General features: G+C 61.3%; 24 protein-coding genes and 1 tRNA gene. 18 read left to right on the top strand and 7 right to left on the bottom strand.

The genetic code is table 11. The annotated features are described in order from the left end of the window. The first annotated feature begins 8 nt into the window (after positions 1–8). From ruvB to nadA, 12 genes are all read left to right on the top strand, one after another. A complete protein-coding gene (ruvB, locus tag CDO35_RS01200; RefSeq protein ID WP_099522202.1) occupies positions 9–1,061 on the top strand; it encodes a Holliday junction branch migration DNA helicase RuvB in 1,053 nt (350 codons plus the stop codon). 53 nt (positions 1,062–1,114) lie between these two features. Continuing rightward, positions 1,115–1,567, top strand: coding sequence for a tol-pal system-associated acyl-CoA thioesterase (gene ybgC / locus CDO35_RS01195; RefSeq protein ID WP_055983695.1), 453 nt, complete (start codon positions 1,115–1,117; stop codon positions 1,565–1,567). A 2-nt stretch (positions 1,568–1,569) separates the two neighbouring features. Next, positions 1,570–2,265, top strand: a complete 696-nt coding sequence (gene tolQ / locus CDO35_RS01190; protein ID WP_099522201.1) for a protein TolQ — start codon at positions 1,570–1,572, stop codon at positions 2,263–2,265. 27 nt (positions 2,266–2,292) lie between these two features. Then, positions 2,293–2,745, top strand: coding sequence for a protein TolR (tolR, locus tag CDO35_RS01185; RefSeq protein ID WP_021488348.1), 453 nt, complete (start codon positions 2,293–2,295; stop codon positions 2,743–2,745). Next, positions 2,742–3,710: a cell envelope integrity protein TolA gene (tolA, locus tag CDO35_RS01180; RefSeq protein ID WP_099522200.1), complete on the top strand. Its 969-nt coding sequence runs from the start codon at positions 2,742–2,744 to the stop codon at positions 3,708–3,710. Before tolR ends, tolA begins: the two co-directional genes overlap by 4 nt. Before the next feature lie 5 nt (positions 3,711–3,715). Then, the gene (gene tolB / locus CDO35_RS01175; protein ID WP_099522199.1) at positions 3,716–5,014 is read left to right on the top strand and encodes a Tol-Pal system beta propeller repeat protein TolB; all 1,299 of its coding nucleotides are present in this window, start codon (positions 3,716–3,718) and stop codon (positions 5,012–5,014) included. Between the two features lie 55 nt (positions 5,015–5,069). After that, positions 5,070–5,567 carry a peptidoglycan-associated lipoprotein Pal gene (gene pal / locus CDO35_RS01170; protein WP_003241687.1) on the top strand — a complete coding sequence of 166 codons (498 nt, stop codon included), beginning with the start codon at positions 5,070–5,072 and terminating at the stop codon, positions 5,565–5,567. A gap of 6 nt (positions 5,568–5,573) precedes the next feature. Next, positions 5,574–6,386 (top strand): tol-pal system protein YbgF, encoded by an 813-nt coding sequence (gene ybgF, locus CDO35_RS01165; protein WP_099522198.1) that lies wholly within the window; start codon positions 5,574–5,576, stop codon positions 6,384–6,386. A 213-nt stretch (positions 6,387–6,599) separates the two neighbouring features. Beyond that, complete coding sequence (queE, locus tag CDO35_RS01160; protein WP_099522952.1) at positions 6,600–7,247, top strand: 7-carboxy-7-deazaguanine synthase QueE; 648 nt, start codon at positions 6,600–6,602, stop codon at positions 7,245–7,247. A 2-nt stretch (positions 7,248–7,249) separates the two neighbouring features. Continuing rightward, the gene (queC, locus tag CDO35_RS01155; RefSeq protein WP_099522197.1) at positions 7,250–7,924 is read left to right on the top strand and encodes a 7-cyano-7-deazaguanine synthase QueC; all 675 of its coding nucleotides are present in this window, start codon (positions 7,250–7,252) and stop codon (positions 7,922–7,924) included. A gap of 58 nt (positions 7,925–7,982) precedes the next feature. Beyond that, positions 7,983–8,058 (top strand) — tRNA-Lys (locus CDO35_RS01150). Positions 8,059–8,195: 137 nt separating this feature from the next. Further along, entirely contained in the window at positions 8,196–9,254 is a 1,059-nt protein-coding gene (gene nadA, locus CDO35_RS01145) for a quinolinate synthase NadA (RefSeq protein WP_158233719.1), read from the top strand. 61 nt (positions 9,255–9,315) lie between these two features. On the opposite strand, the gene CDO35_RS01140 is transcribed toward nadA, so the two are convergent. Both CDO35_RS01140 and CDO35_RS01135 read right to left on the bottom strand, forming a co-directional pair. Further along, the gene (locus tag CDO35_RS01140; protein WP_099522195.1) at positions 9,316–10,389 is read right to left on the bottom strand and encodes an LOG family protein; all 1,074 of its coding nucleotides are present in this window, start codon (positions 10,387–10,389) and stop codon (positions 9,316–9,318) included. Positions 10,390–10,707: 318 nt separating this feature from the next. After that, positions 10,708–12,111 carry an MBL fold metallo-hydrolase RNA specificity domain-containing protein gene (locus CDO35_RS01135; protein ID WP_099522194.1) on the bottom strand — a complete coding sequence of 468 codons (1,404 nt, stop codon included), beginning with the start codon at positions 12,109–12,111 and terminating at the stop codon, positions 10,708–10,710. 369 nt (positions 12,112–12,480) lie between these two features. On the opposite strand from CDO35_RS01135, the gene CDO35_RS01130 reads away from it, so the two are divergent. Then, complete coding sequence (locus CDO35_RS01130) at positions 12,481–12,675, top strand: hypothetical protein (protein ID WP_099522193.1); 195 nt, start codon at positions 12,481–12,483, stop codon at positions 12,673–12,675. Positions 12,676–12,688: 13 nt separating this feature from the next. On the opposite strand, the gene CDO35_RS01125 is transcribed toward CDO35_RS01130, so the two are convergent. Beyond that, positions 12,689–13,090 carry a quorum-sensing-regulated virulence factor family protein gene (locus CDO35_RS01125; RefSeq protein ID WP_099522192.1) on the bottom strand — a complete coding sequence of 134 codons (402 nt, stop codon included), beginning with the start codon at positions 13,088–13,090 and terminating at the stop codon, positions 12,689–12,691. Positions 13,091–13,379: 289 nt separating this feature from the next. Between CDO35_RS01125 and CDO35_RS01120 the strand changes: the two genes are divergently transcribed. Together CDO35_RS01120 and CDO35_RS01115 are read left to right on the top strand one after the other, a co-directional pair. Next, on the top strand, positions 13,380–15,068 hold the full coding sequence (locus tag CDO35_RS01120; protein WP_099522191.1) for an OmpP1/FadL family transporter: 1,689 nt from the start codon (positions 13,380–13,382) through the stop codon (positions 15,066–15,068). A gap of 60 nt (positions 15,069–15,128) precedes the next feature. After that, a complete protein-coding gene (locus CDO35_RS01115; RefSeq protein WP_099522190.1) occupies positions 15,129–15,851 on the top strand; it encodes a tRNA-uridine aminocarboxypropyltransferase in 723 nt (240 codons plus the stop codon). On the opposite strand, the gene CDO35_RS01110 is transcribed toward CDO35_RS01115, so the two are convergent. Next, a complete protein-coding gene (locus CDO35_RS01110; protein ID WP_099522189.1) occupies positions 15,811–16,734 on the bottom strand; it encodes a DMT family transporter in 924 nt (307 codons plus the stop codon). The genes CDO35_RS01115 and CDO35_RS01110 overlap by 41 nt on opposite strands. Positions 16,735–16,937: 203 nt before the next feature. Here CDO35_RS01110 and erdR point away from each other — a divergent pair, with 203 nt between their 5' ends. After that, positions 16,938–17,588: a response regulator transcription factor ErdR gene (gene erdR / locus CDO35_RS01105; protein ID WP_099522188.1), complete on the top strand. Its 651-nt coding sequence runs from the start codon at positions 16,938–16,940 to the stop codon at positions 17,586–17,588. Positions 17,589–17,760: 172 nt separating this feature from the next. Beyond that, the gene (locus tag CDO35_RS01100) at positions 17,761–18,126 is read left to right on the top strand and encodes a diacylglycerol kinase (RefSeq protein WP_099522187.1); all 366 of its coding nucleotides are present in this window, start codon (positions 17,761–17,763) and stop codon (positions 18,124–18,126) included. Positions 18,127–18,129: 3 nt separating this feature from the next. On the opposite strand, the gene CDO35_RS01095 is transcribed toward CDO35_RS01100, so the two are convergent. Then, positions 18,130–19,056: a LysR family transcriptional regulator gene (locus CDO35_RS01095; protein ID WP_079784346.1), complete on the bottom strand. Its 927-nt coding sequence runs from the start codon at positions 19,054–19,056 to the stop codon at positions 18,130–18,132. Between the two features lie 113 nt (positions 19,057–19,169). Between CDO35_RS01095 and fpr the strand changes: the two genes are divergently transcribed. Then, positions 19,170–19,949 (top strand): ferredoxin-NADP reductase, encoded by a 780-nt coding sequence (gene fpr, locus CDO35_RS01090; RefSeq protein WP_037005020.1) that lies wholly within the window; start codon positions 19,170–19,172, stop codon positions 19,947–19,949. 91 nt (positions 19,950–20,040) lie between these two features. On the opposite strand, the gene CDO35_RS01085 is transcribed toward fpr, so the two are convergent. Together CDO35_RS01085 and CDO35_RS01080 are read right to left on the bottom strand one after the other, a co-directional pair. Then, positions 20,041–20,595, bottom strand: a complete 555-nt coding sequence (locus CDO35_RS01085; RefSeq protein WP_099522186.1) for a peptidylprolyl isomerase — start codon at positions 20,593–20,595, stop codon at positions 20,041–20,043. A gap of 5 nt (positions 20,596–20,600) precedes the next feature. After that, positions 20,601–21,398, bottom strand: coding sequence for an alpha/beta fold hydrolase (locus CDO35_RS01080; protein WP_099522185.1), 798 nt, complete (start codon positions 21,396–21,398; stop codon positions 20,601–20,603). Between the last annotated feature and the right edge of the window lie 9 nt (positions 21,399–21,407).

Here is a 21,407-nt window from a genome sequence, read left to right as displayed (position 1 = left end):
CCCTATTGATGATCGAAGCCGATCGCCTGATTACCGCCAGCCCACGTGAGCGCGAAGAACAGCAGGATCGTGCCATTCGCCCGTTGCGCCTGGCCGATTACATCGGTCAGCCCGTCGTGCGTGAACAGATGGCGCTGTTCATTCAGGCTGCGCGGGGTAGGGCCGAAGCGCTCGACCACACGCTGATCTTCGGCCCGCCAGGGCTGGGCAAGACCACCCTGGCCAATATCATCGCCGAAGAAATGGGCAGCTCGATCAAGAGCACCTCAGGCCCAGTGCTTGAACGCCCGGGCGATCTGGCTGCGCTGCTGACCAACCTGGAAAGCGGCGATGTACTGTTCATCGACGAGATTCACCGCCTGTCGCCGGTGGTCGAGGAAGTGCTGTATCCGGCGATGGAGGATTTTCAGCTTGACATCATGATTGGCGAAGGCCCAGCGGCCCGCTCGATCAAGCTGGATCTGCCGCCCTTCACCCTGGTTGGCGCCACCACCCGTGCCGGCATGCTGACCAATCCGCTGCGTGACCGCTTCGGTATCGTTCAGCGCCTGGAGTTCTACGGTATCGACGACCTGGCCACTATCGTCTCGCGCTCCGCGGGGATTCTCGGCCTGCCCATCGAAGCCAAGGGCGCCTATGAGATCGCCCGTCGCGCGCGTGGCACTCCGCGTATCGCCAACCGCCTGCTGCGTCGTGTGCGCGACTTCGCCGAAGTGCGCGGCAATGGCCACATCTCTCAGTCGACCGCCGATCAGGCGCTGAATCTGCTGGATGTCGACGAGCGCGGCTTCGACCATTCCGACCGCCGCCTGCTGCTGGCCATGATCGAGAAGTTCGACGGCGGTCCGGTGGGGCTCGACAGCCTGGCTGCAGCGATAGGTGAAGAGCGCCATACCATCGAGGATGTGCTCGAGCCGTATCTGATTCAACAGGGCTACATGATGCGCACGCCGCGCGGGCGCGTGGTCACTCGTCATGCCTATCTGCACTTCGGGCTGAACATCCCCAAGCGTGCTGGCGAGCAGGTCGCTGGTGATCTTTTCGCGGCAGGTGACGAATGACGAAAAAATTGTTACCAGCCCGGATTGGCAAGCAGCAGGCCGGGGACTAGAGTATGCGCGCGCAAAACGGAGTCCAGCCGTTCAGCCACCATTGCCGGGTCTATTACGAAGACACCGATGCAGGCGGCATCGTCTACTACGTCAACTATCTCAAATTCATGGAGCGGGCTCGCACCGAGCGCCTGCGTGAGCTGGGTTATGCCCAGTCGACGCTTGCCGGTGAGGGCCTGTTGTTCGTCGTGCATTCGGCCGAGGCGCGCTATCACGCGCCGGCGCGACTGGATGACGAGCTGGTGATCAGCGCCGATGTGATCGAATTGAACCGTGCCAGCCTGCGCTTTCGTCAACAGGTCAGGCGGGCTACGGATGATGTGCTGCTCTGTGAAGGGCAGTTTCTGGTGGCCTGTGTGCGCGCCGACAACTTGAAACCCCGGGCTATCCCCGAAACCCTGCGACATGCGTTCGCCGGGACGCAGGCGCCGGGTTTAATTGCAGCAGGAGAGTAAGCGTGGAAGCTAACGCCGTTGACCATATGTCGATGTGGAGTCTGATCAGTAACGCCAGCTTTGTGGTGCAGCTGGTCATGCTGACCCTGGTGGCCGCCTCGGTCATTTCCTGGGTGATGATCTTCCAGCGCAGCAATGCCATCCGCGCCGCCAAGCGTGCGCTGGACAACTTCGAAGATCGCTTCTGGTCCGGCATCGACCTGTCCAAACTGTACCGCCAGGCGGGCAGCAACCCGGACCCGGATTCCGGTCTGGAGCAGATTTTCCGTGCCGGCTTCAAGGAGTTCTCCCGTCTGCGTCAGCAGCAGGGCGTCGACCCGGATGCGGTGATGGACGGTGTGGCGCGCGCCATGCGTGTGGCCATCTCCCGTGAAGAGGAAAAATTGGAGACCGCTCTGCCGTTCCTGGCAACCGTCGGTTCCACCAGCCCCTATATCGGCCTGTTCGGCACCGTATGGGGCATCATGAACTCCTTCCGCGGTCTGGCTCAGGTGCAGCAAGCCACGCTGGCTACCGTGGCACCGGGCATTGCAGAAGCGCTGATCGCTACCGCCATCGGCCTGTTCGCAGCAATCCCGGCGGTCATCGCCTACAACCGCTTCTCTGCCCGCAGCGAAATGCTGATCGGCCGTTACTACACCTTCGCCGACGAGTTCCAGGCCATCCTGCACCGCAAAGTGCACACCTCGGAAGACTAAGGCGAGCGAAGAGGACAGGTTTTAACCATGGCGAGAATTCGCAACAGACGCAAACCGGTCGCCGAGATGAACGTGGTGCCCTACATCGACGTGATGTTGGTACTGCTGGTCATCTTCATGGTCACCGCGCCGATGCTCAATCAGGGCGTCAAGGTCGATCTGCCCAAGGTCAGCAGTGAAGCGCTGCCGCAGGATAACGACGCCCAGGTGCTGACCATTTCCATCAAGGCTGACAAGACCTACTACTGGAACATGGGCAGCGAGGTCGACGTCGATACCGAGCAGGAACGTGCTTCGACCCTCGAGCAGATGACTCAGGCCGTGTCGGCGATCATTGCCGAGAACCGTCGTCAGGGTAAGCAGGTGCAGGTATTCGTGCGTGGTGATCGCACGGTCGATTACGGCACTGTGATGTCGGCCATGGGCGGTCTGCAGCAGGCCGACGTGGGCAACGTCGGACTGATTACCGAGGCTCCCTGATGCAGCAAACCGAGCGTTCGCAATCGGAAAGCTACTTCTGGCCCGTGGTTTGGGCGGTGGGTCTGCACGTCCTGATGTTCGCGATGCTGTTCGTCAGTTTCGCCTTCACCCCGGAACTGCCACCGGCACGCCCAGTGGTGCAGGCTACGCTGTATCAGTTGCAGTCGCAGAGCCAGGCCACCACGCAGACCACGCAGAAGGTTGCAGGCGAAGCGCAGAAGACTTCGGCGCCACAGTTCGAGACCGAAAGGCTGGAACAGAAGAAAGCCGAAGAGCAGAAGCAGGCCCAGGCCGAAGCGCAGAAGGTAGCCGCGGCCAAGAAAGCCGAGGAACAAAAGCAGGCCGAAGAAGCTCGAAAGGCCGAAGCGGCGAAGAAAGCCGAGGCCGAGAAGGCCGCCGAGCAGAAACGCCAGGCCGATATCGCCAAGAAGCGCGCCGAGGAAGAGGCGAAGAAAAAAGCCGCTGAAGAGGCCAAGAAAAAGGCCGCTGCAGACGAGGCTAAAAAGAAGGCGGCAGCCGCCGAGGCAGCGAAGAAGAAAGCTGCCGAGGATGCCAAGCGCAAGGCTGAAGATGCCCGACGCAAGGCGGCAGAAGACCAGAAAGCGGCAGCGTTGGCCGAGTTGCTGTCGGACAACGTACAGAACCAGCAGGCGCTGGCTGAAACCCATGGGGATCAGGTGGCCGGTAACCTCGATGATCTGATCATCAAGCTGATTACCGAGAACTGGCAGCGACCGATGTCGGCGCGCCGCGGCATGAGTGTCGAGTTGTTGATCCAGATGCTGCCCGACGGCACCGTGACCAACGCCAGCGTATCGCGCTCCAGTGGCGATGCACCGTTCGACAACTCGGCCGTTGCAGCTGTACGTAACGTCGGGCGTATTCCCGAGATGCAACAATTGGATCGCGCTACCTTCGACAGTCGGTACAGGCAGCGTCGCGTCATTTTCAAACCGGAGGATTGAGCTCTGTGAATACCCTGATTCGTATCGCCCTGCTGGGGCTGGTCATGCTGGTCGGTAGTGTCCAGGCGGCCGATCCGCTGGTGATTTCCCAAGGCGCTGACCGTGCCACCCCGATTGCCGTCGTGCCGTTCGGCTGGCAGGGTGGTTCGGTGCTGCCCGAGGACATGTCGCAGATCATCGGCAACGACCTGCGCAACTCCGGCTACTTCGAGCCCATCCCGCGGCAGAACATGATCAGCTTGCCTACCCAGGCCAGCGAAGTCATTTACCGTGACTGGAAAGCACTGGGTGCCCAGTACGTGCTGGTCGGTAACATCGTGCCCAACGGCGGCCGGTTGCAGATTCAGTACGCGCTGTTCAACGTCAACACCGAGCAGCAGGTCATGACCGGAAATGTCGGTGGTGGTACCGACCAGCTGCGCGACATGGCTCACCATATCGCCGACCAGTCGTTCGAGAAGCTCACCGGCGTCAAGGGAGCATTCTCCACGCGCCTGCTGTACGTCACTGCCGAGCGCATGGGCACCAACAACACCCGTTACACCCTGCAGCGCTCCGACTACGACGGTGCCCGTGCGGTAACCCTGCTGCAATCGCGCGAGCCGATCCTGTCGCCGTCGTTCGCGCCGGATGGCCGCCGTATCGCTTACGTCTCGTTCGAGCAGCGTCGCCCGCGCATCTTCGTACAGCACATCGACACCGGGCGTCGTGAGCAGATCACTAACTTCGAAGGCCTCAACGGTGCGCCGGCGTGGTCGCCAGACGGCAACCGCCTGGCCTTCGTGCTGTCGCGCGATGGCAACCCGGAAATCTACGTGATGGATATGGGCAGCCGGCAGATGCGCCGCATTACCAACCATTACGCCATCGATACCGAACCCTTCTGGGGTAAGGACGGTCAGACCCTTTACTTCACTTCGGATCGTGCGGGTCGTCCGCAGATCTATAAGACCAATATCAATAGCGGGGCAGTGGAGCGTGTGACCTTCGTGGGTAACTACAACGCCAACCCGAAATTGTCGGCTGATGAGAAGACCCTGGTGATGATTCATCGTCAGGACGGCTTCACCGTGTTCAAAGTGGCTGCACAGGACCTGGAAACCAACCGTTTGCGCATACTTTCAGACACAAGTTTGGATGAGTCGCCCACTGTTGCGCCCAATGGCACCATGCTAATCTACGCCACCCGCCAGCAGGGCCGGGGAGTCTTGATGTTGGCGTCCACCAATGGACGCGTGAGGCTCCCTCTTCCTACCGCTCAAGGCGAAGTTCGAGAGCCTTCTTGGTCCCCTTACCTGAACTGATGCGGCGCTACACCTTTTTTGCTTAACACAACTGGGGTTCATTAGGAGTTATATGATGGAAATGCTGAAATTCGGTAAGTTCGCTGCACTGTCCCTGGCTCTCGCCGTTGCTGTAGGCTGCTCCTCCAAAGGCGGCGACGCTGCTGGCGAAGGCGCTGTTGACCCGAACGCTGGCTACGGTGCCAACACTGGCGCTGTTGATGGCAGCCTGAGCGAAGAAGCTGCTCTGCGCGCTATCACCACCTTCTACTTCGAGTACGACAGCTCCGACCTGAAAGCCGAAGCCATGCGCGCTCTGGACGTACACGCCAAGGACCTGAAAGGCAATGGCGCTCGCGTCGTTCTGGAAGGCCACGCTGACGAGCGCGGTACCCGTGAGTACAACATGGCTCTGGGCGAGCGTCGTGCCAAGGCCGTTCAACGCTACCTGGTTCTGCAGGGCGTTTCCCCGGCTCAGCTGGAACTGGTTTCCTACGGCGAAGAGCGTCCGGTTGCCACTGGCAACGACGAGCAGTCCTGGGCTCAGAACCGTCGCGTAGAGCTGCGTAAGTAAGCTGCCATGCGAGATTGCCGCCGTATCCTGACCCTTCTGACACTCGCCTTGCCGCTCGCGGCGATGGCGGAGGTTCCCGTACTGGAAAGCAGCTCCATGCAACAGGGCAGCAGCTATCCACCGGCGGGTTATGGTACGGCCGGCTCCTCCGCCGGAGCGGGTGCGCAAGCACCCGCTTCTGCGCAGGGTATGCTGTTCAACCAACTCGAGCAGATGCAGCAGGAAATTGCGCAACTGCGGGGCATGGTCGAAGAGCAGCAGAATGAAATCCAGCGCCTCAAGCAGGAAGGCCTGGAGCGTTACCAGGATCTGGATCAACGCATTTCTTCCGGTGCTGCTGCCGGTGGAGCTCCTGCACAGAATTCAGCCGATGGCGTGGTAAACGCCAATGGCACCCCGACGCCACCTGCCGCACAGCAGCAGGCCAGCGCCGAGCCGGGTGATCCGGCCAAGGAAAAACTCTATTACGACGCCGCCTTCGACCTGATCAAGGCCAAGGATTTCGACAAGGCGTCGCAGGCGTTTGGCGCCTTTCTCAACCGTTATCCCAGCAGCCAATATGCGGGTAACGCCCAGTACTGGTTGGGTGAGGTGAATCTGGCCAAGGGTGACTTGCAGGCAGCTGGTCAAGCCTTTGCCAAGGTCAGCCAGGCTTATCCGAGCCACGCCAAGGTGCCGGATTCACTGTTCAAGCTGGCCGATGTCGAGCGTCGCCTGGGTCACAACGACAAGGCTCGTGGCATTCTTCAGCAAGTCATCGCGCAGTACCCGGGTAGCTCGGCCGCCCAGCTGGCTCAGCGCGATCTGCAAAGGCTGTAAGCCGAACTCGATGAATGAACCCGCGCATGTCGCGGGTTTTTCTTATCTGGCGTCGCGTGATCCATTAGAATGCGCGCTCGCATGCGAGGCGGGGTTTCAGCTCGGCTGATGTCCTTGTCGCCATGCCTTGTCGAATGTCGGTCGACGCCGGCGTTCCTGTCTTTCACGCAACGGAGGCGGATGGCCTGTTTCGTCATCACGCCCGTGGCTACCATGCAAGAAACCCTGCGCATCACCGAGATTTTCTACTCGTTGCAGGGGGAAACGCGTACCGCCGGCTTGCCGACGGTATTCGTGCGCCTGACCGGCTGCCCCCTGCGCTGTCAGTACTGTGACACCGCCTACGCCTTCAGTGGCGGCGAGATCGTCACCCTGGGCAGTATCCTCGACCAAGTGGCTGCCTATCGGCCGCGCTACGTCTGCGTGACCGGCGGCGAGCCGCTGGCCCAGCCGAACTGCATCCCCTTGCTCACGCATCTGTGCAATGCCGGTTACGAGGTATCACTGGAAACCAGTGGCGCGCTCGATGTATCGGCAGTCGATCCGCGCGTCAGCAAGGTGCTCGACCTGAAGACCCCGGGCTCTGCCGAAATGCCGCGCAATCGCTACGAGAACATCCAGTGGCTGACGCGCAACGATCAGGTCAAGTTCGTCATCTGCTCGCGTGAAGACTACGACTGGGCAGTATCCAAACTGATCGAATATGACCTGGCCGCGCGTGCCGGCGAGGTGCTGTTCTCACCCAGTCACAAACAGGTCGATGCACGTGCACTGGCCGACTGGATCGTGACCGATAACCTGCCAGTACGCCTGCAACTGCAGCTGCACAAGATTCTCTGGAACGACGAGCCGGGACACTGAATATGAACGACAAGAAAGCGGTCATCCTCCTTTCCGGTGGCCTGGACTCGGCCACCGTGGTCGCCATGGCCAAGGCCGAAGGCTACAGCTGCTACAGCATGAGTTTCGATTACGGGCAGCGCCATCGTGCCGAGTTGCAGGCCGCCGAGCGCGTGGCGCGGCAGCTGGGTGTGGTAGAGCACAAGGTGATCGGCCTGAACCTCAACGGCATCGGCGGTTCGGCGTTGACCGATAGCAGCATCGCCGTGCCCGAATCGCCCACTGAAGGTATACCCGCCACCTACGTGCCAGCACGCAACACGGTGTTCCTGGCGCTGGCGTTGGGCTGGGCCGAGGTGCTTGAGGCGCGCGATATCTTCATTGGCGTCAACGCGGTGGATTACTCGGGCTACCCGGATTGCCGCCCCGAGTTCGTCGACGCCTTCGAGCGTATGGCCAACCTGGCGACCAAGGCGGGTGTGGAGGGGCAGGGCTTTGTCATTCGCGCACCGCTGCAGCAGATGAGCAAGGGCGAGATCATCCACGCCGGTATGCGCCTGGGCGTGGATTACGCACTCACGGTCTCTTGCTACCAGGCCGATGATGACGGCCGCGCCTGTGGCAAGTGCGACAGCTGTCGCCTGCGTGCAGCCGGTTTCACCGCAGCCGGCGTGCCTGACGCTACGCGCTATGTGTGAAAAAGTTTTCGCGAAGTGTTGATTTCCTGAATTAAATCAGTATCATGCGCCTCGCGTTGGGTCGTTAGCTCAGTTGGTAGAGCAGTTGGCTTTTAACCAATTGGTCGTAGGTTCGAATCCTACACGACCCACCAGATCGCAAAAGCCAGTCGTGAGACTGGCTTTTTTTTGCTCTCGGAAAAGCCCTCTGGCCGATGTTGCCCTGCCTGTGGCGATGGTCAGCCAGGGGGTATACTCGCAGCTCGCTCAAGAGCGCCGCAGGTTCGATGATATGACGCAGATTTCCGAACGCCTTCTGGTTCAAGCCCACCTCGATGCAAAGCAGCCCAAACCGCTAACTGCCGAGGAGGAAGCTTTCTATCGCCGTGAAATCGCCGCCGAGCTGAAGAAGCAGAATGCGGTGCTGGTGGCGCACTATTACTGCGATCCGGTCATCCAGGCGCTGGCTGAGGAAACCGGTGGCTGCGTTTCCGACTCTCTGGAAATGGCCCGCTTCGGCAATCAGCACCCGGCGCAGACCGTCGTGGTGGCCGGGGTTAAATTCATGGGCGAAACGGCGAAGATCCTCAACCCGGAAAAGCGCGTGTTGATGCCGACCCTGGAGGCGACCTGCTCGCTCGACCTGGGTTGCCCGGTGGACGAATTTTCGGCCTTCTGCGACCAACACCCGGAGCGCACCGTGGTGGTTTACGCCAACACCTCGGCCGCCGTGAAGGCGCGCGCCGACTGGGTGGTGACGTCCAGCTGCGCGCTGGAGATCGTCGAGAGCCTGATGGACAACGGCGAGACCATCATCTGGGCACCGGACAAACACTTGGGCAACTACATCCAGCGCGAGACCGGTGCCGACATGCTGCTGTGGGACGGCGCCTGCATCGTGCACGAGGAGTTCAAGTCCAAGCAGCTGTTGGACATGAAAGCCCTGTATCCGGGCGCCGCCATCCTGGTGCACCCGGAGTCGCCGCAGAACGTGGTGGAGCTGGCCGATGCCGTGGGTTCCACCAGCCAGTTGATCAAGGCGGCGCAGACCCTGCCGAACTCGACCTTCATCGTCGCCACCGACCGCGGCATCTTCTACAAGATGCAGCAGCTGTGCCCGGACAAGACCTTTATCGAAGCACCCACTGCCGGTAACGGTGCCGCCTGCCGCAGTTGCGCGCACTGCCCGTGGATGGCGATGAACACCCTGGAGCGCGTACTGACCGGCTTGCGTCAGGGCTCTGGCGAGATTCATGTTGATCCGGCGCTGATCCCCAAGGCGATCAAACCGCTCAAGCGTATGCTGGATTTCACCCAGGCTGCGCGAATGAACGTCGCGGGCAACGCCTGATCAGCATGTAGTACAAAAGAAGCCCGGCACACGCCGGGCTTTTTGCTTTTCAGGGTTCGAGTCAGCTCGCCCAGTTATCCGGTTCATTGACCACATTGAGCAGCGCGCGCAGGCGGCCGTAGTCGCGGCCGTTGAAGGCAAAGGCGAGGCGGGTCAGATCGCACAGTTCCGGCTCGTCGCGTTCCTGCTCGCAGTAGGGTTGCTGGGTAAAGCCGCCTTCCTTGCACAGGCTGGCGAAGTCGCTGTCCAGCTTGGCAAGAGCCGCCTCGTTGAGCGGATGATTGAGGCGAATCACGAAGCGATCCTTGAGCCATCGGGTCGAGTGGAAGTTGCGGTAGAAGCGGGCGATTTCGTCCACCGCTTCTTCGGCGCTGTAGACCAGGTGCATCAGGTTGAGATCGGTGGGCAGGATGTAGCCGTTATCGCCAAGCTGGCGACGGATGAAGCCCAGTGCATCTTCCCAGTAGCTACCGCCCGGTTGGTCGAGCAGTACCACGGGCACCAGCGGGCTCTTGCCGGTCTGGATCAGGGTGAGCACTTCCAACGCTTCGTCGAGGGTGCCGAAACCGCCGGGGCACAGCACCAGGCCATCGGCCTCCTTGACGAAGAACAGCTTGCGCAGAAAGAAGAAGTGGAACGACAGCAGGTGATGGCTACCACGCATGGTCGCGTTGGCGGTTTGTTCGAAGGGCAGGGTGATATTGAAGCCCAGGCTACTTTCCGCGCCGGCGCCCTCATGAGCGGCGGCCATGATGCCGCCACCGGCACCGGTGACCACCATCAGATCGCGGTGTGCCAGTAATGCGCCGAGCTCGCGAGCCTGCCTGTACAGGGGATGATCGGGTGGCGTTCGTGCCGAGCCGAATACCGTGACCTTGCGCCGCCGTTTCAGTTGTTCCAGCACGCCGAAGGCATGTTCCATCTCGCGCAGGGTCTGCATCATGATCTTGGCGTCCCAGCGGTTCCGATCCGCCTGGGCCATATGGATCACCGTGGTGAGCATCTCGCGGTACAGCGACAGGTTGGGGCTGTTGCTCGGGGTTGCCAGAGCGACCAGCTCTTCCACCTTGCTGCTCAGGTCGACCTCGCTGGTTTGCACATGGCGCGACAGATAGTCGTCCGGTTCAAAGGGCATGGAAACTCTCCTCTTCTTGGCCTGTGAGGGGCGATTAGCCTCTCGCTTTGGCCGGTTCCTTGATTATGGAGTGTTGAGCAGCTTGCCACAGGCAGTCTGCCGTTTCGTTGCCACCTTTTCGTAAGAACTTGTTCACGATCTGCTGCGCGTCGGCCCTGCGGCGTTAAAAACTGGCTGGAACGCCAGCCCGGTCAAATGCTCATTTACAACTCGTAAAGTCGCACGCGACTCCGACCGTTCCTCGTCTATTTTTGCGGGGCCGCCATCGGTGTTGCAGTGCTCTAGCTCGCGAGATCGTGAACGGGTTCTAAGCACCGGTTACAGGGCGATCTGTTCACCCGGTTCGGGAATGTTGGCGATCCAGTTGAGGCGTTCGCGCAGAGTGGCTTGCAGGGCCTGCATCTTCTCCAGCTCGCCATGCACGAGATACAGCTCGGGGTGATGCTCGAACTGGCTGGCCCAGTCGAGCAACTGCGATTGCCCGGCATGGGCGGAGAAGCCGCCCAGAGTATGCACCTTGGCTTTCACCGCGATGCGCTGGTGCAGCACCTTGACGGTTTCGGCGCCGTCGACGATCAAACGGCCTAGCGTGCCCTTGGCCTGGAAGCCGGGGAACACCAGATGGCAGTTCTCGCGCCAGAGGTTGTGCTTGAAGTGATGAACGATACGCCCGCCATTGCACATGCCGGCACCGGCGATGATGATCGCGCCGCTCTTGATCCGGTTGATCGCCATCGACTCTTCGGCCGTCGGCGTGCAGCGCAACATTGGCAGCCAGTCCTCGACTCGCTTGACACCCTTGGCTGCCAGCGCCGCGCGATCGGTAGCCGCGAACTGGTCATGAAAGCGGCTGTAGATGGCGTTGGCGCGGATCGCCATGGGGCTGTCGAGGAACACGGCCTGCTGTGGCAGACGGCCTTCCTGATAAAAGCGGCCGAGGTAATAGATCAGGTCCTGGGTGCGGCCAACGGCGAAGGAGGGGATCAGTACATTGCCGCCCTCGCTATGGGCTTGCTGCAGGATGTCGGCCAGCTCTTCCAGGGTCTCGTCGCTGGGTCGGTGATTGCGGTCGCCGTAGGTCGACTCCATCAGCAACACGTCCGCCTGATTCAGTTGGGTCGGTGCCTGCATCAGCGGAGAGCAGGTATTGCCCAGGTCGCCGGAGAACACCAGATGGCGGTGCAGGTGGTGATCCTCTACCTGCATCTCGACGATGGCCGAGCCGAGGATGTGGCCGGCATTGTGGAAGGTTACCTGCACGCCCTTGGCAACCTCGACCGCTTCGCCGTAGGCATGCGCGCGGCGCTGGCTGAGCGCCTGCTCGGTATGGGCAATGGTGTAGAGCGGTTTGATTGCTGCCTTGCCCTGGCGTGCGCGCCAGCGGTTTTCCCATTCGGCGTCCTTCTCCTGCAGGAAGGCCGAATCCAGCAGCATCAGTTCGAGTAGTTCGCAGCTGGCTTCGGTGGCGTGGATCGGGCCTCGATAACCTTCGGCGACCAGGCGCGGCAGCAGCCCGCTGTGATCGAGGTGGGCGTGGGAGATCACCACCGCATCCAGGCTGCGCGGGTCGAAAGGAAATGCACTGCGGTTCAGATCCTCTTCCTGGCGGCGTCCCTGGTGCATGCCGCATTCGAGCAGCACCTTGGCGCCATCGCGACTTTCTATCAGGTAGCAGGAGCCCGTGACATGCTGGATCGCGCCGATGAAGGTGAGCAGGGCCATTGTTCTATCCTCGTCGTGATGATGAGGCGAGTCTGTCGTTTTTGTCCGTTGCTGGCCTTGATGCAGGTCAGCCAGCCTGCGGGGCGGTTTTCTCAGCATAGTTGGCCTATGCCCTGCCGTTTGTCTGAGCGCACAAGCTCGGGTCAGGCTTCTGATTTACTTGTACAGAGCAGGCTGTGTTTAGTGCTGTGATCGCTGCAGCGCAGCCATGGCGCTGGGCTCAGTGTTATGCATCAATCGCTCATCAACTGCTGCTGAGGTGCTTCGCTCAAGACTGGTGGGCGAAAAACAAGTGGCCCCGACGGGCTGGTGGAACCTCACCAGCCAGGTCGAGTCTGCTGTGTGGTTAATAGGAAGGGAGGGGCAGGTATGCCCAAGCTGATTCTGGAGATCGAAACAGACCTCTATCGCATGCTGCAACAAGCTGCACGAACCAACCAGTTGAGTCTGGAGGATGAGTGCATGCGTCGCCTTGAGGGCGGCGTACGGCGCTCGCGTTATATGGAGGCTTTGCTCGCCGAGCTGCGCGCCGATGACGCGCAGCGCCGAGCGGAAAGAAACTGATGTCAGCCCCGGGTCAGAGGCCGCAGTCGCTCTTGTCGAACACTTCGACGGTCACCGGACGGTTGTTGCGGTATTCGCTGAACTGGTAGCGCAGTTGTGCCCCCTGGGCCAACAGGTTGCGATAGCCGGGATTGCGGCAGACGCTGGCGGCCAACTGAGCGCGCACGGTGTCGGGGTTGCCGCGCATCTGCGCCGCATGCGCTTCACGCACGCTGAGATGGTTGATCAGCGTGTGCCCTTCCACGGTATAGCCCTGATCGAGAATGTCCTCGTTGATCGCCCGCGGCGTGCCCTCGCTGCTCTGTCGGGCGACTTGCTCCAGGGTGCGAGTCAGTTCCATCTCCTTCAACGAGGCTGCCTGGGCAGTGGGAAGCATCAGGCTGAACGCGAGAGCGGGGAGGATGTAACGCAGCATGTCTTGTGACTCCTGAAGGCGTGAACGTGGGTTGGACAGGGGCTCGCGGCGAATGTTCGCGCCGCTGGCTATTTGCCCGCGTGAAACAAAGTGTTACCGATAGGGACATGCTGGCCTTTGGCCGCTGCCCGTCATCACGACCAAAGGCCGGGGATCATCGGCCAAACCTGCACGTCACAGACTCTGAGCCGCCGTTGTAGTCGGATGTCGCCAGTACGGACCTGCCTGAAGTCTGCCTCTGGTCATCGCCGAGCTGCACGGTGTTCAAGCAGCGTGCAGGAGAATAACAATGACAATGCTCTTTCGGCGCTGGCCATCGCATGTGGTGGTCGGCAGTTTACTGTTTTTGCCCGTTATGCAGGTGCAGGCATCCGGTTATCACTTTGGTTCGCAGTCGGTGGCGGCGCAGGGTTCGGCGCATGCCAACGGTGCCGAGGCCGCCGACCCCTCGACCATTTTCTACAACCCGGCCGGCCTGGCACGGCTCAAGGGCACCCAGGTCACCTCCGGATTGAGCATTCTGCTCCCGGATGGCAAGTACGAAGACAAGGGCAGCAGCGATGTATTCGGCAATCCTGTATCGGGGGATGCGGGCGAGTTTCTGCCCGATGCCGCCGCCGCCCCGAACTTCTATTTTTCCCACGAGATCAACGACCGGGTGACGATCGGCTTGGGTATCTTCACCCCGTTCGGCGCCAAGCTCGATTACAAGGAGGACTGGGCCGGACGCTACGGCATCCAGTCGGCCAGCCTGGAGACGGTGACCTTCAACCCAAGCATTTCCTACCGTTTCAACGAGCACCACAGTGTCGGCTTCGGCGTGTCAGCGCAGTACATCAAGTCCATTCAGCGCGGTGCGGCGGATGTCAAAGGTGCTTCGCGGCAGTTGGCGGGGCAGTTCGTCACGGCCAATCAGGATCTGACCGAGTTGGCCGCATCACCGCTTGGTCAGTTCGCCATTCCGTTGTTGTACGGCATCGATGTGCCCAGTGAGATCAGCAGTTGCGACGGTCAGGCCGGTGATGCTTTCGTCGACTGCGTGGCGAAGAATTTCTCTGACAACGTTCAGGGTGATGGCTACTTCCGGGTCAAGGGGGATGATTGGGGATTCGGCTGGAATATCGGCTACATGTGGGAGCCGACCGAGTCGACGCGCTTTGGCGTGTCCTATCGCTCCAACATTCGCCACACCTTGGAAGGTGAGACCAAGTGGAGCTTCTCTGGCGTATCGGGCAGCGTGCCTTCACCCGATACCGATCTGAGTGGCGGTATCGACCTCGGCATCATCACCTTGCCGCCTGCCGACGCGTTGGGGCAGGTGCTGGACCCGGACAACTGGATCAACCCCGGAGATTTCGCCGGCTCCAGGTTGCATCCCAACTCCAAGGGCAAGACCGCTATCGATACGCCGGAAATGCTTTCCTTCAATGCCTTCCACCAGCTCAACGACAAGGTGGCGCTGATGGCGGATGTGACCTTCACTCGCCATTCACGGCTGGACGAAGTACGCATTGGCATCGATCAGGTCGCCGGTTATCCCTACTTCAATGGCGTTACCGAGGGCGACCTGAACGTCAAGCAGGACTGGAAGGACAGCTACAAGATCTCCCTTGGCATGAACTACCAGTACAGCGATGACCTGCTGTTGCGTACCGGTGTTGCCTACGACCGCTCGCCGGTCAATTCGCCGCAGTTGCGTCATCCGGCCTTTCCCGATGCGGACCGCTACTGGCTGTCGTTCGGTGCCAACTACAAGGTGATGCGCGATACCTCGCTGGACTTCGCCTACAGCTACGTGCAGTTTTCCAGCGGCAAGATGGACTACCAGGACGGCTGCTCCCCGGCCGGCTGGGTGCCAGGTTCCGGCGGGCTGTACCAGGACAGTGGCGTACGCTGCACCGGCAACGGTGGCAACTTCAAGGGCGAGTACGAGACGCGTATCCACTTCATCGGGCTGGCGTTGAACCACACCTTCTGAGTCGCCTTGACAGCGAACGGGGATGCTAGACTCGCGCCCCCGTTCGTTGTCGCTCCCGCCATGACCCATCCAGCCCCACATGCCGTCGCCCGCCTGCGCACAGAGCGCCTGGCGCGCAGTCTCAAACCCTTCGTTGCCCGTGGTTCGCGTGCCGAGCGTTGCCCGCACTGCCGGGTGCAGCCGACCCATTGCCTGTGCGCCTGGCGCCCGCAGGTCGAGGCCAATGCCGCCATGTGCCTGGTGATGCATGACATTGAGGCGCTGAAACCGAGCAATACCGGCTGGCTGATTGCTGATGTGGTGCCAGAAACCCACGCCTTTGGTTGGACGCGCACGGCCGTCGATCCGGCGCTGCTGGAGCTTTTGGCCGATCCGCAGTGGCAGCCGTATCTGGTCTTTCCCGGTGAATACGTAGCGCCGCAGCGCGTGGTCGAGGAGGTGACGCTGGCGCCCGGCAAGCGTCCGCTGTTCGTGCTGCTCGACGCCACCTGGACCGAGGCGCGCAAGATGTTTCGCAAGAGCCCGTATCTGGACGCGCTGCCGGTGCTCAGCCTGACGCCGGCGCAGCTATCGCGTTATCGCCTGCGTCGTTCTACCCGTGGCGAGCACCTGTGCACCGCCGAGGTGGCCGCCATGTGCCTGGAACTGGCTGGCGACCTGCGTGCCGGCGAGGCGCTGGACGATTATCTCGACGTCTTCAGCCAGCACTACCTGGCTGCCAAACGGCGTTTGCCGCTGGATCTCAACGACGCTCTGCACCAGCGTTTGCAGACGTACCGCTGAGTTCGCTGGGCAGTGGCTTGGGCCACAGCTGCGCCAGCAGCATGCCGCCGAACATCAGCGCACAACCCAGATAGCCGCGCGGCGCCAGCACTTCGCTCAGCAACAGGGCGCCGGCGAGGGCAGCGAACACTGCCTCCAGCGAGAGGATGATCGCCGCGTGCGAGGCGATGGCATGCTGCTGCGCCACCACCTGCAGGGTGAAACCGATCGCCACGCCGAATACGCCGCCATAGAGAATGGCCGGGGCAGCTTTGACAATGCCGTCCAGTGTCGCGGTCTCGAAAACCAGTGCCAGCAACAGGCTGATCACCGCGCAGGTGGCGAACTGGATGAAGGCCAAGCGCAGCGGGTCGTGACGGCCGGCGAAGAAACCTACCAGCAGCACATGAATGCCCCAGACGAAGGCGCCGGCCAGTTGCAGCCAGTCGCCCGAGGCCACGGTAAAGCCTTCGCCGACACTTAGCAGGAACATGCCGACCACTGCCAGGCTGGCGCCCAACCAGATGCCGGCGCTGCTGCGCTGGCCGATCAGCAGGCCGAGAATCGGTACCACGATCACGTACAAACCGGTGATGAAGCCGGAGTTGGTCACCGTGGTGAACAGCAGGCCGACCTGCTGTAGGTTGATCCCCAGCGACAGCGCCAGCCCCATGATCACACCACCCACCAGCAGGTTGCGATTCAGTGGCGCAGTGGGTCGCTGTTGGCGACGCTGCAACAACGCCAGCACCGGCAACAGAAGGCAGGCGAGGGTGAAGCGCAGGCCGGTATAAAGGAAGGGGCCGATGTTATCCATGCCCAGACGCTGGGCGACGAAGGCGCTGCCCCAAATCATCGCGGTAATCAGCATCAACAGGTCGGCGCGCAGGGCTTGGCTTCGCATTGGGGCGTCTCGGCGGGAAAGTTGCGCATCCTGCCGCAAAGCATTGAGCTTGACCACCCCGTCACAGCTCGGCATGCTGAGCGCCGCCGTCGGTCCGAGTGGGGAGTCTGTGATGCTCATTGAGCAGGCTTGAGCGGGTCGTCAGGCGAAAAGCACTGCCATACTCACCTCAGTGCCACTTATAACAAGAACAGGATCTGCCAATGGCCGCCTACGAAATCCTGATTGCTGACGACCACCCGCTGTTTCGCAGCGCGCTGCAACAAGCTCTGACCCTGGGCCTGGGGCCTGAAGTGCATCTGGTAGAAGCTGCCAGCATCGCAGAGCTTGAAAACCACCTGGCCGCCAAGAGTGATTGGGACCTGGTCCTGCTTGACCTCAATATGCCCGGTGCCTACGGTTTTTCCGGTCTGGTATTGCTGCGTGGGCAGTACCCGCAGATCCCTGTGGTGATGATCTCCGCTCAGGAAGAAGCCTCCGTGGTCAACCGCTCCCGCGAGTTCGGGGCCAGTGGCTTTATCCCCAAATCCAGCCCGCTGGAAACCCTGCAGCAAGCGGTGCGCCATGTACTTGATGGTGACACCTGGTGGCCGCCGCTGGCCGAGGAGGGTGCGCCGGTTTCCGCCGAGGCCAAGGCGGCCAGTGCCGGCCTGGCCAGCCTGACACCGCAGCAGTTCCGCGTCTTGACCATGGTCTGCGAAGGGCTGTTGAACAAGCAGATCGCCTATGAACTGAGCGTGTCCGAGGCGACGGTCAAGGCGCATGTGACGGCGATCTTTCGCAAGCTGGGTGTGCGCACCCGCACTCAGGCGGCGCTGCTGTTGCAGCAGATGGAATCGATCCCCGCGCAGTGAGCCGCGCATCGGCGCTGCGTTGAAAGCAGGCTCGGTCTGCTCATCTACAGCCCGTAAACTGCTCAGCCTCAGCGGCTTTAGTCTTGCACCCCTCTAGCTCGCGATCTCGCATATAGGTGCTCGCGCTGTGGATGCAGTAAGCTGCGCGCCTCTTCCAGAAGGGGTGAGGCGCATGTCGCCATTCAAGGGCCAGACCGGCCTGAAACGTATCCTCAACGCCGCCAGCTATTCGCTCGATGGCCTGCGCGCCGCGTTCTTCGGCGAAGCAGCCTTTCGCCAGCTGGTGTTGCTCAATCTGGTGCTGATTCCATCGGCCTTCGTTCTTGACGTCAGCCGCGGTGAGCGTGCGCTTATGGTGGCCGTGTGTCTGCTGGCGCTGATCGTCGAGTTGCTCAACTCGGCGATCGAGGCGGCCATCGACCGCATTTCTCTGGAGCGCCATCCGCTGTCGAAGAATGCCAAGGACATGGGCAGCGCCGCGCAGTTCGTGGCGCTGGGCATGATCGCCTCGGTCTGGGTGGTCATCCTGCTTGGCTGATGCTCAGACGATCGGCGGCAGAACGATCTGATCGCTGCGACTGACGCCGGCGGTCAGCGCACGACACTGCTCGAGAAACTCGCGCATCGCCGCTGTCTGGTACTTCTGCTTGTGCCAGATGAAGTAGAACTGCCGGCGCAGGTCCAGCTCCGGAGTTTCCACCGGCATCAGGCTGCCGCGACGAAAGGCGTCGCGCAGCGCCAGGCGTGAGATGCAGCCGATACCCAGGCCGGACTCCACGGCGCGCTTGATTGCCTCGGTGTGTTCCAGCTCCAGGCGGATATTCAGATTGCGTGGGTGATGACGCATGGCCTGATCGAAAGTCAGTCGTGTGCCCGACCCTTGCTCACGCAGAATCCAGGCTTCGTGCGTCAGCTCTTCCAGGCTGGCACTGCCGCGCTGGGCCAGCGGGTGTTGCGGCGCGCAGAACACCACCAGTTCGTCCTCGACCCACGGCTGCACCTCGATATCCGGGTGCTGGCAGTCGCCTTCGATCAAGCCCAGGTCCAGCTCGTAGTGGGCGATTTGCTGCACCACATGGGCGGTGTTGTGGACTTGCAGCTTCACCCGGCATTCGGGGTGGCGCTGCATGAAACTGCCAATCAGCAGGGTGGCCAGATAGTTGCCTACGGTCAGGGTGGCGCCGACATTCAGCGAGCCATAACCACTCTTGCCACCCAGCAAACGTTCGATTTCGCGTGCCTGGTCGATCAGCGCCACAGCCTCGGGCAGTAGCTGTCGGCCTAGGGCATTGAGCGCGAGGCGTTTGCCGGCGCGATCGAACAACTGGCAGTCGGATTGGCGCTCCAGTTCGGTCAGCGAAGTGCTGGTTGCAGACTGCGACAATGCGAGCGATTGCGCGGCGCGCGAGACGCTTTCATGCTGCGCCACGGCAACGAACACCTGAAGTTGTCTGAGAGTAAATCGCATATCTATATAACCGATAACCTATATCTTGATAATCCACTTAACAGATATTTTTGCCGCGAATAAAATGCCGCGCAATCGCGCCTTTGGCGCTGAAGTTCTTCGAGGAAATCATCATGAGCAATATGAACGTCGAGCGCGTGCTCAGCGTCCACCACTGGAACGATACGCTGTTCAGCTTCAAGTGCACCCGCGATCCGGGTCTGCGCTTCGAGAATGGTCAGTTCGTGATGATCGGCCTACAGCAGGACAGCGGCCGCCCGCTGATGCGCGCCTACTCCATCGCCAGCCCGAACTGGGAAGAACACCTGGAATTCTTCAGCATCAAGGTGCCGGACGGCCCCTTGACCTCGCAGTTGCAGCACCTGAAGGAAGGCGACGAGATCATCATCAGCAAGAAGCCCACCGGCACGCTGGTGCTCGATGACCTCAACCCCGGCAAGCACCTCTATCTGCTCAGCACCGGCACCGGCCTGGCGCCGTTTATGAGCGTGATCCAGGACCCGGAAACCTACGAGCGCTTCGAGAAGGTGATTCTGGTCCACGGCGTGCGCTACGTGAACGAAGTCGCCTACCGCGAATTCATCACCGAGCACCTGCCGCAGAACGAATTCTTCGGCGATGCGCTGAAGGACAAGCTGATTTACTACCCGACCGTGACGCGCGAGCCGTTCGAGAATCAGGGCCGTCTGACCGACCTGATGCGCAGCGGCAAACTGTTCGCCGATATCGGCCTGCCGCCGATCAACCCGCAGGACGACCGCGCCATGATCTGCGGCAGCCCGAGCATGCTCGACGAAACCAGCGAAGTGCTCGACAGCTTCGGTCTGAAAATTTCCCCGCGCATGCGTGAGCCGGGGGATTACCTGATCGAGCGCGCCTTCGTCGAAAAATAAGCGCCTCCGTTAAAAGACAAAGCCGCCCAATGGGCGGCTTTGTCGTTTCAGTTGTAGGGTGCGCCGTGCGCACGGCGCACCCTACGGGGCTTTACAGACGCTTGGCGTCGATGATCAGCACTGGCTCGCGTGGTACGTTCTGGTGCATGCCGCGGTTGCCGGTGGGGACCTGGGCGATCTTGTCCACCACGTCCATGCCGCGGGTGACCTTGCCGAATACGGCGTAGCCGAAGTCACGCGAGCTGTGGTCGAGGAAGGCGTTGTCCTTGTGGTTGATGAAGAACTGGCTGGTGGCCGAGTCGCGGACCTGGGTACGGGCCATGGCCAGGGTGCCGCGCACGTTGTGCAGGCCGTTATCGGCCTCGTTCTTGATCGGCGCGTTGGTGTCCTTCTGGCGCATGTCGGCATCGAAGCCGCCGCCCTGGACCATGAAACCCGGAATCACCCGGTGGAACTGGGTGCCGTTGTAGAAACCACTGTCGACGTACTTGAGAAAGTTCTGCGTGCTGATTGGCGCCTTGTCGGCGGCCAACTCCACTTCCACTTCACCCAGGCTGGTGGTCAGCAGGACCTTGGGATTTTCTGCGGCCAGCAGGCTGGAGGACAGCAGCAGGGCGCCGGTGGCGAGAACGAGTTGCTTGAGCATGATGGTCAGTTTTCCTTGTTGGCGGTCTCGCCGAGAAAGGCGAGCAGGGCGTTATTAAAGCGTTCTGGTTGATCCAGTGGTGTGGCGTGGCGCGAGTTTTCGATGATCAGCAGGCGCGCGTTGGGCATTTCTGCCACGTATTCGCGCTTGCGTTCAACGGGCGTGTAGTCGCGGTCGGCTGTGATCACCAGGGTAGGACAGGTGATGCGATCGAGGCGTTCACGCACGCCCCAGCCGATGATCGCGTCAAGACTGGCGAGGTAGGCGCGTTTGTCGTTCTGCGGCCAGCGTTCTTCGACCTTGCGGCGCAGTTCGGCCTGCTCCGGTTTGGGGAAAAGCAGCTTGCCCAGCGCCTTGGCGATGGTGTCCAGGCTGAGCAGACGCGAGAGCGTCCAGCGTTTACCGATTTCCAGCCAGTCGCGTGCGCTCTTGGCCTTCACCTCTGGGCCGCTGTTGACGATGGTCAGGCTGCGCAAAAGCTCGGGGCGGTCTACGCCGAGCTGGAAGCCGATCATCCCTCCCATGGAGATGCCTACCAGGTGCACGGGTGCAAGCTGCAGATGGTCGATCAGGGCGGCGACATCCTCGGCGAAATCGGCGATGCGGTAAGCCTCGTGCGGCTTGTCCGAGCGGCCGTGGCCGCGCACGTCGAGGGCGATGACCCGATAGTGCTGGGCGAGCACCGGGATCTGGTATTCCCAGTCGCGCGTGCTCGAACCCAGGCCATGTACCAGTAACAGAGGCGTGCCGTGGCCGTAGTCTTCGTAATGCAGTTGGCAACCGTCGTTGTCGAAGTAGGACATGGGCAGGCT

It is taken from the genome of Pseudomonas sediminis (assembly GCF_002741105.1).
Classification (GTDB): Bacteria; Pseudomonadota; Gammaproteobacteria; order Pseudomonadales; family Pseudomonadaceae; genus Aquipseudomonas; species Aquipseudomonas sediminis.
The sequence above is the reverse complement of the archived record's forward strand: the minus strand, read 5'-3'. Positions and strand labels throughout refer to the sequence as shown.

Bases quoted from the DNA above. Each gene is read 5' to 3' on its own strand.
- ruvB (WP_099522202.1), top strand. From the start codon at position 9: ATGATCGAAGCCGATCGCCTGATTACCGCCAGCCCACGTGAGCGCGAA.
- ybgC (WP_055983695.1), top strand. From the start codon at position 1,115: ATGCGCGCGCAAAACGGAGTCCAGCCGTTCAGCCACCATTGCCGGGTC.
- tolR (WP_021488348.1), top strand. From the start codon at position 2,293: ATGGCGAGAATTCGCAACAGACGCAAACCGGTCGCCGAGATGAACGTG.
- pal (WP_003241687.1), top strand. From the start codon at position 5,070: ATGGAAATGCTGAAATTCGGTAAGTTCGCTGCACTGTCCCTGGCTCTC.
- ybgF (WP_099522198.1), top strand. From the start codon at position 5,574: ATGCGAGATTGCCGCCGTATCCTGACCCTTCTGACACTCGCCTTGCCG.
- queE (WP_099522952.1), top strand. From the start codon at position 6,600: ATGCAAGAAACCCTGCGCATCACCGAGATTTTCTACTCGTTGCAGGGG.
- queC (WP_099522197.1), top strand. From the start codon at position 7,250: ATGAACGACAAGAAAGCGGTCATCCTCCTTTCCGGTGGCCTGGACTCG.
- nadA (WP_158233719.1), top strand. From the start codon at position 8,196: ATGACGCAGATTTCCGAACGCCTTCTGGTTCAAGCCCACCTCGATGCA.
- CDO35_RS01140 (WP_099522195.1), bottom strand. From the start codon at position 10,389: ATGCCCTTTGAACCGGACGACTATCTGTCGCGCCATGTGCAAACCAGC.
- CDO35_RS01135 (WP_099522194.1), bottom strand. From the start codon at position 12,111: ATGGCCCTGCTCACCTTCATCGGCGCGATCCAGCATGTCACGGGCTCC.
- CDO35_RS01130 (WP_099522193.1), top strand. From the start codon at position 12,481: ATGCCCAAGCTGATTCTGGAGATCGAAACAGACCTCTATCGCATGCTG.
- CDO35_RS01125 (WP_099522192.1), bottom strand. From the start codon at position 13,090: ATGCTGCGTTACATCCTCCCCGCTCTCGCGTTCAGCCTGATGCTTCCC.
- CDO35_RS01120 (WP_099522191.1), top strand. From the start codon at position 13,380: ATGACAATGCTCTTTCGGCGCTGGCCATCGCATGTGGTGGTCGGCAGT.
- CDO35_RS01115 (WP_099522190.1), top strand. From the start codon at position 15,129: ATGACCCATCCAGCCCCACATGCCGTCGCCCGCCTGCGCACAGAGCGC.
- CDO35_RS01110 (WP_099522189.1), bottom strand. From the start codon at position 16,734: ATGCGAAGCCAAGCCCTGCGCGCCGACCTGTTGATGCTGATTACCGCG.
- erdR (WP_099522188.1), top strand. From the start codon at position 16,938: ATGGCCGCCTACGAAATCCTGATTGCTGACGACCACCCGCTGTTTCGC.
- CDO35_RS01100 (WP_099522187.1), top strand. From the start codon at position 17,761: ATGTCGCCATTCAAGGGCCAGACCGGCCTGAAACGTATCCTCAACGCC.
- CDO35_RS01095 (WP_079784346.1), bottom strand. From the start codon at position 19,056: ATGCGATTTACTCTCAGACAACTTCAGGTGTTCGTTGCCGTGGCGCAG.
- fpr (WP_037005020.1), top strand. From the start codon at position 19,170: ATGAGCAATATGAACGTCGAGCGCGTGCTCAGCGTCCACCACTGGAAC.
- CDO35_RS01085 (WP_099522186.1), bottom strand. From the start codon at position 20,595: ATGCTCAAGCAACTCGTTCTCGCCACCGGCGCCCTGCTGCTGTCCTCC.
- CDO35_RS01080 (WP_099522185.1), bottom strand. From the start codon at position 21,398: ATGTCCTACTTCGACAACGACGGTTGCCAACTGCATTACGAAGACTAC.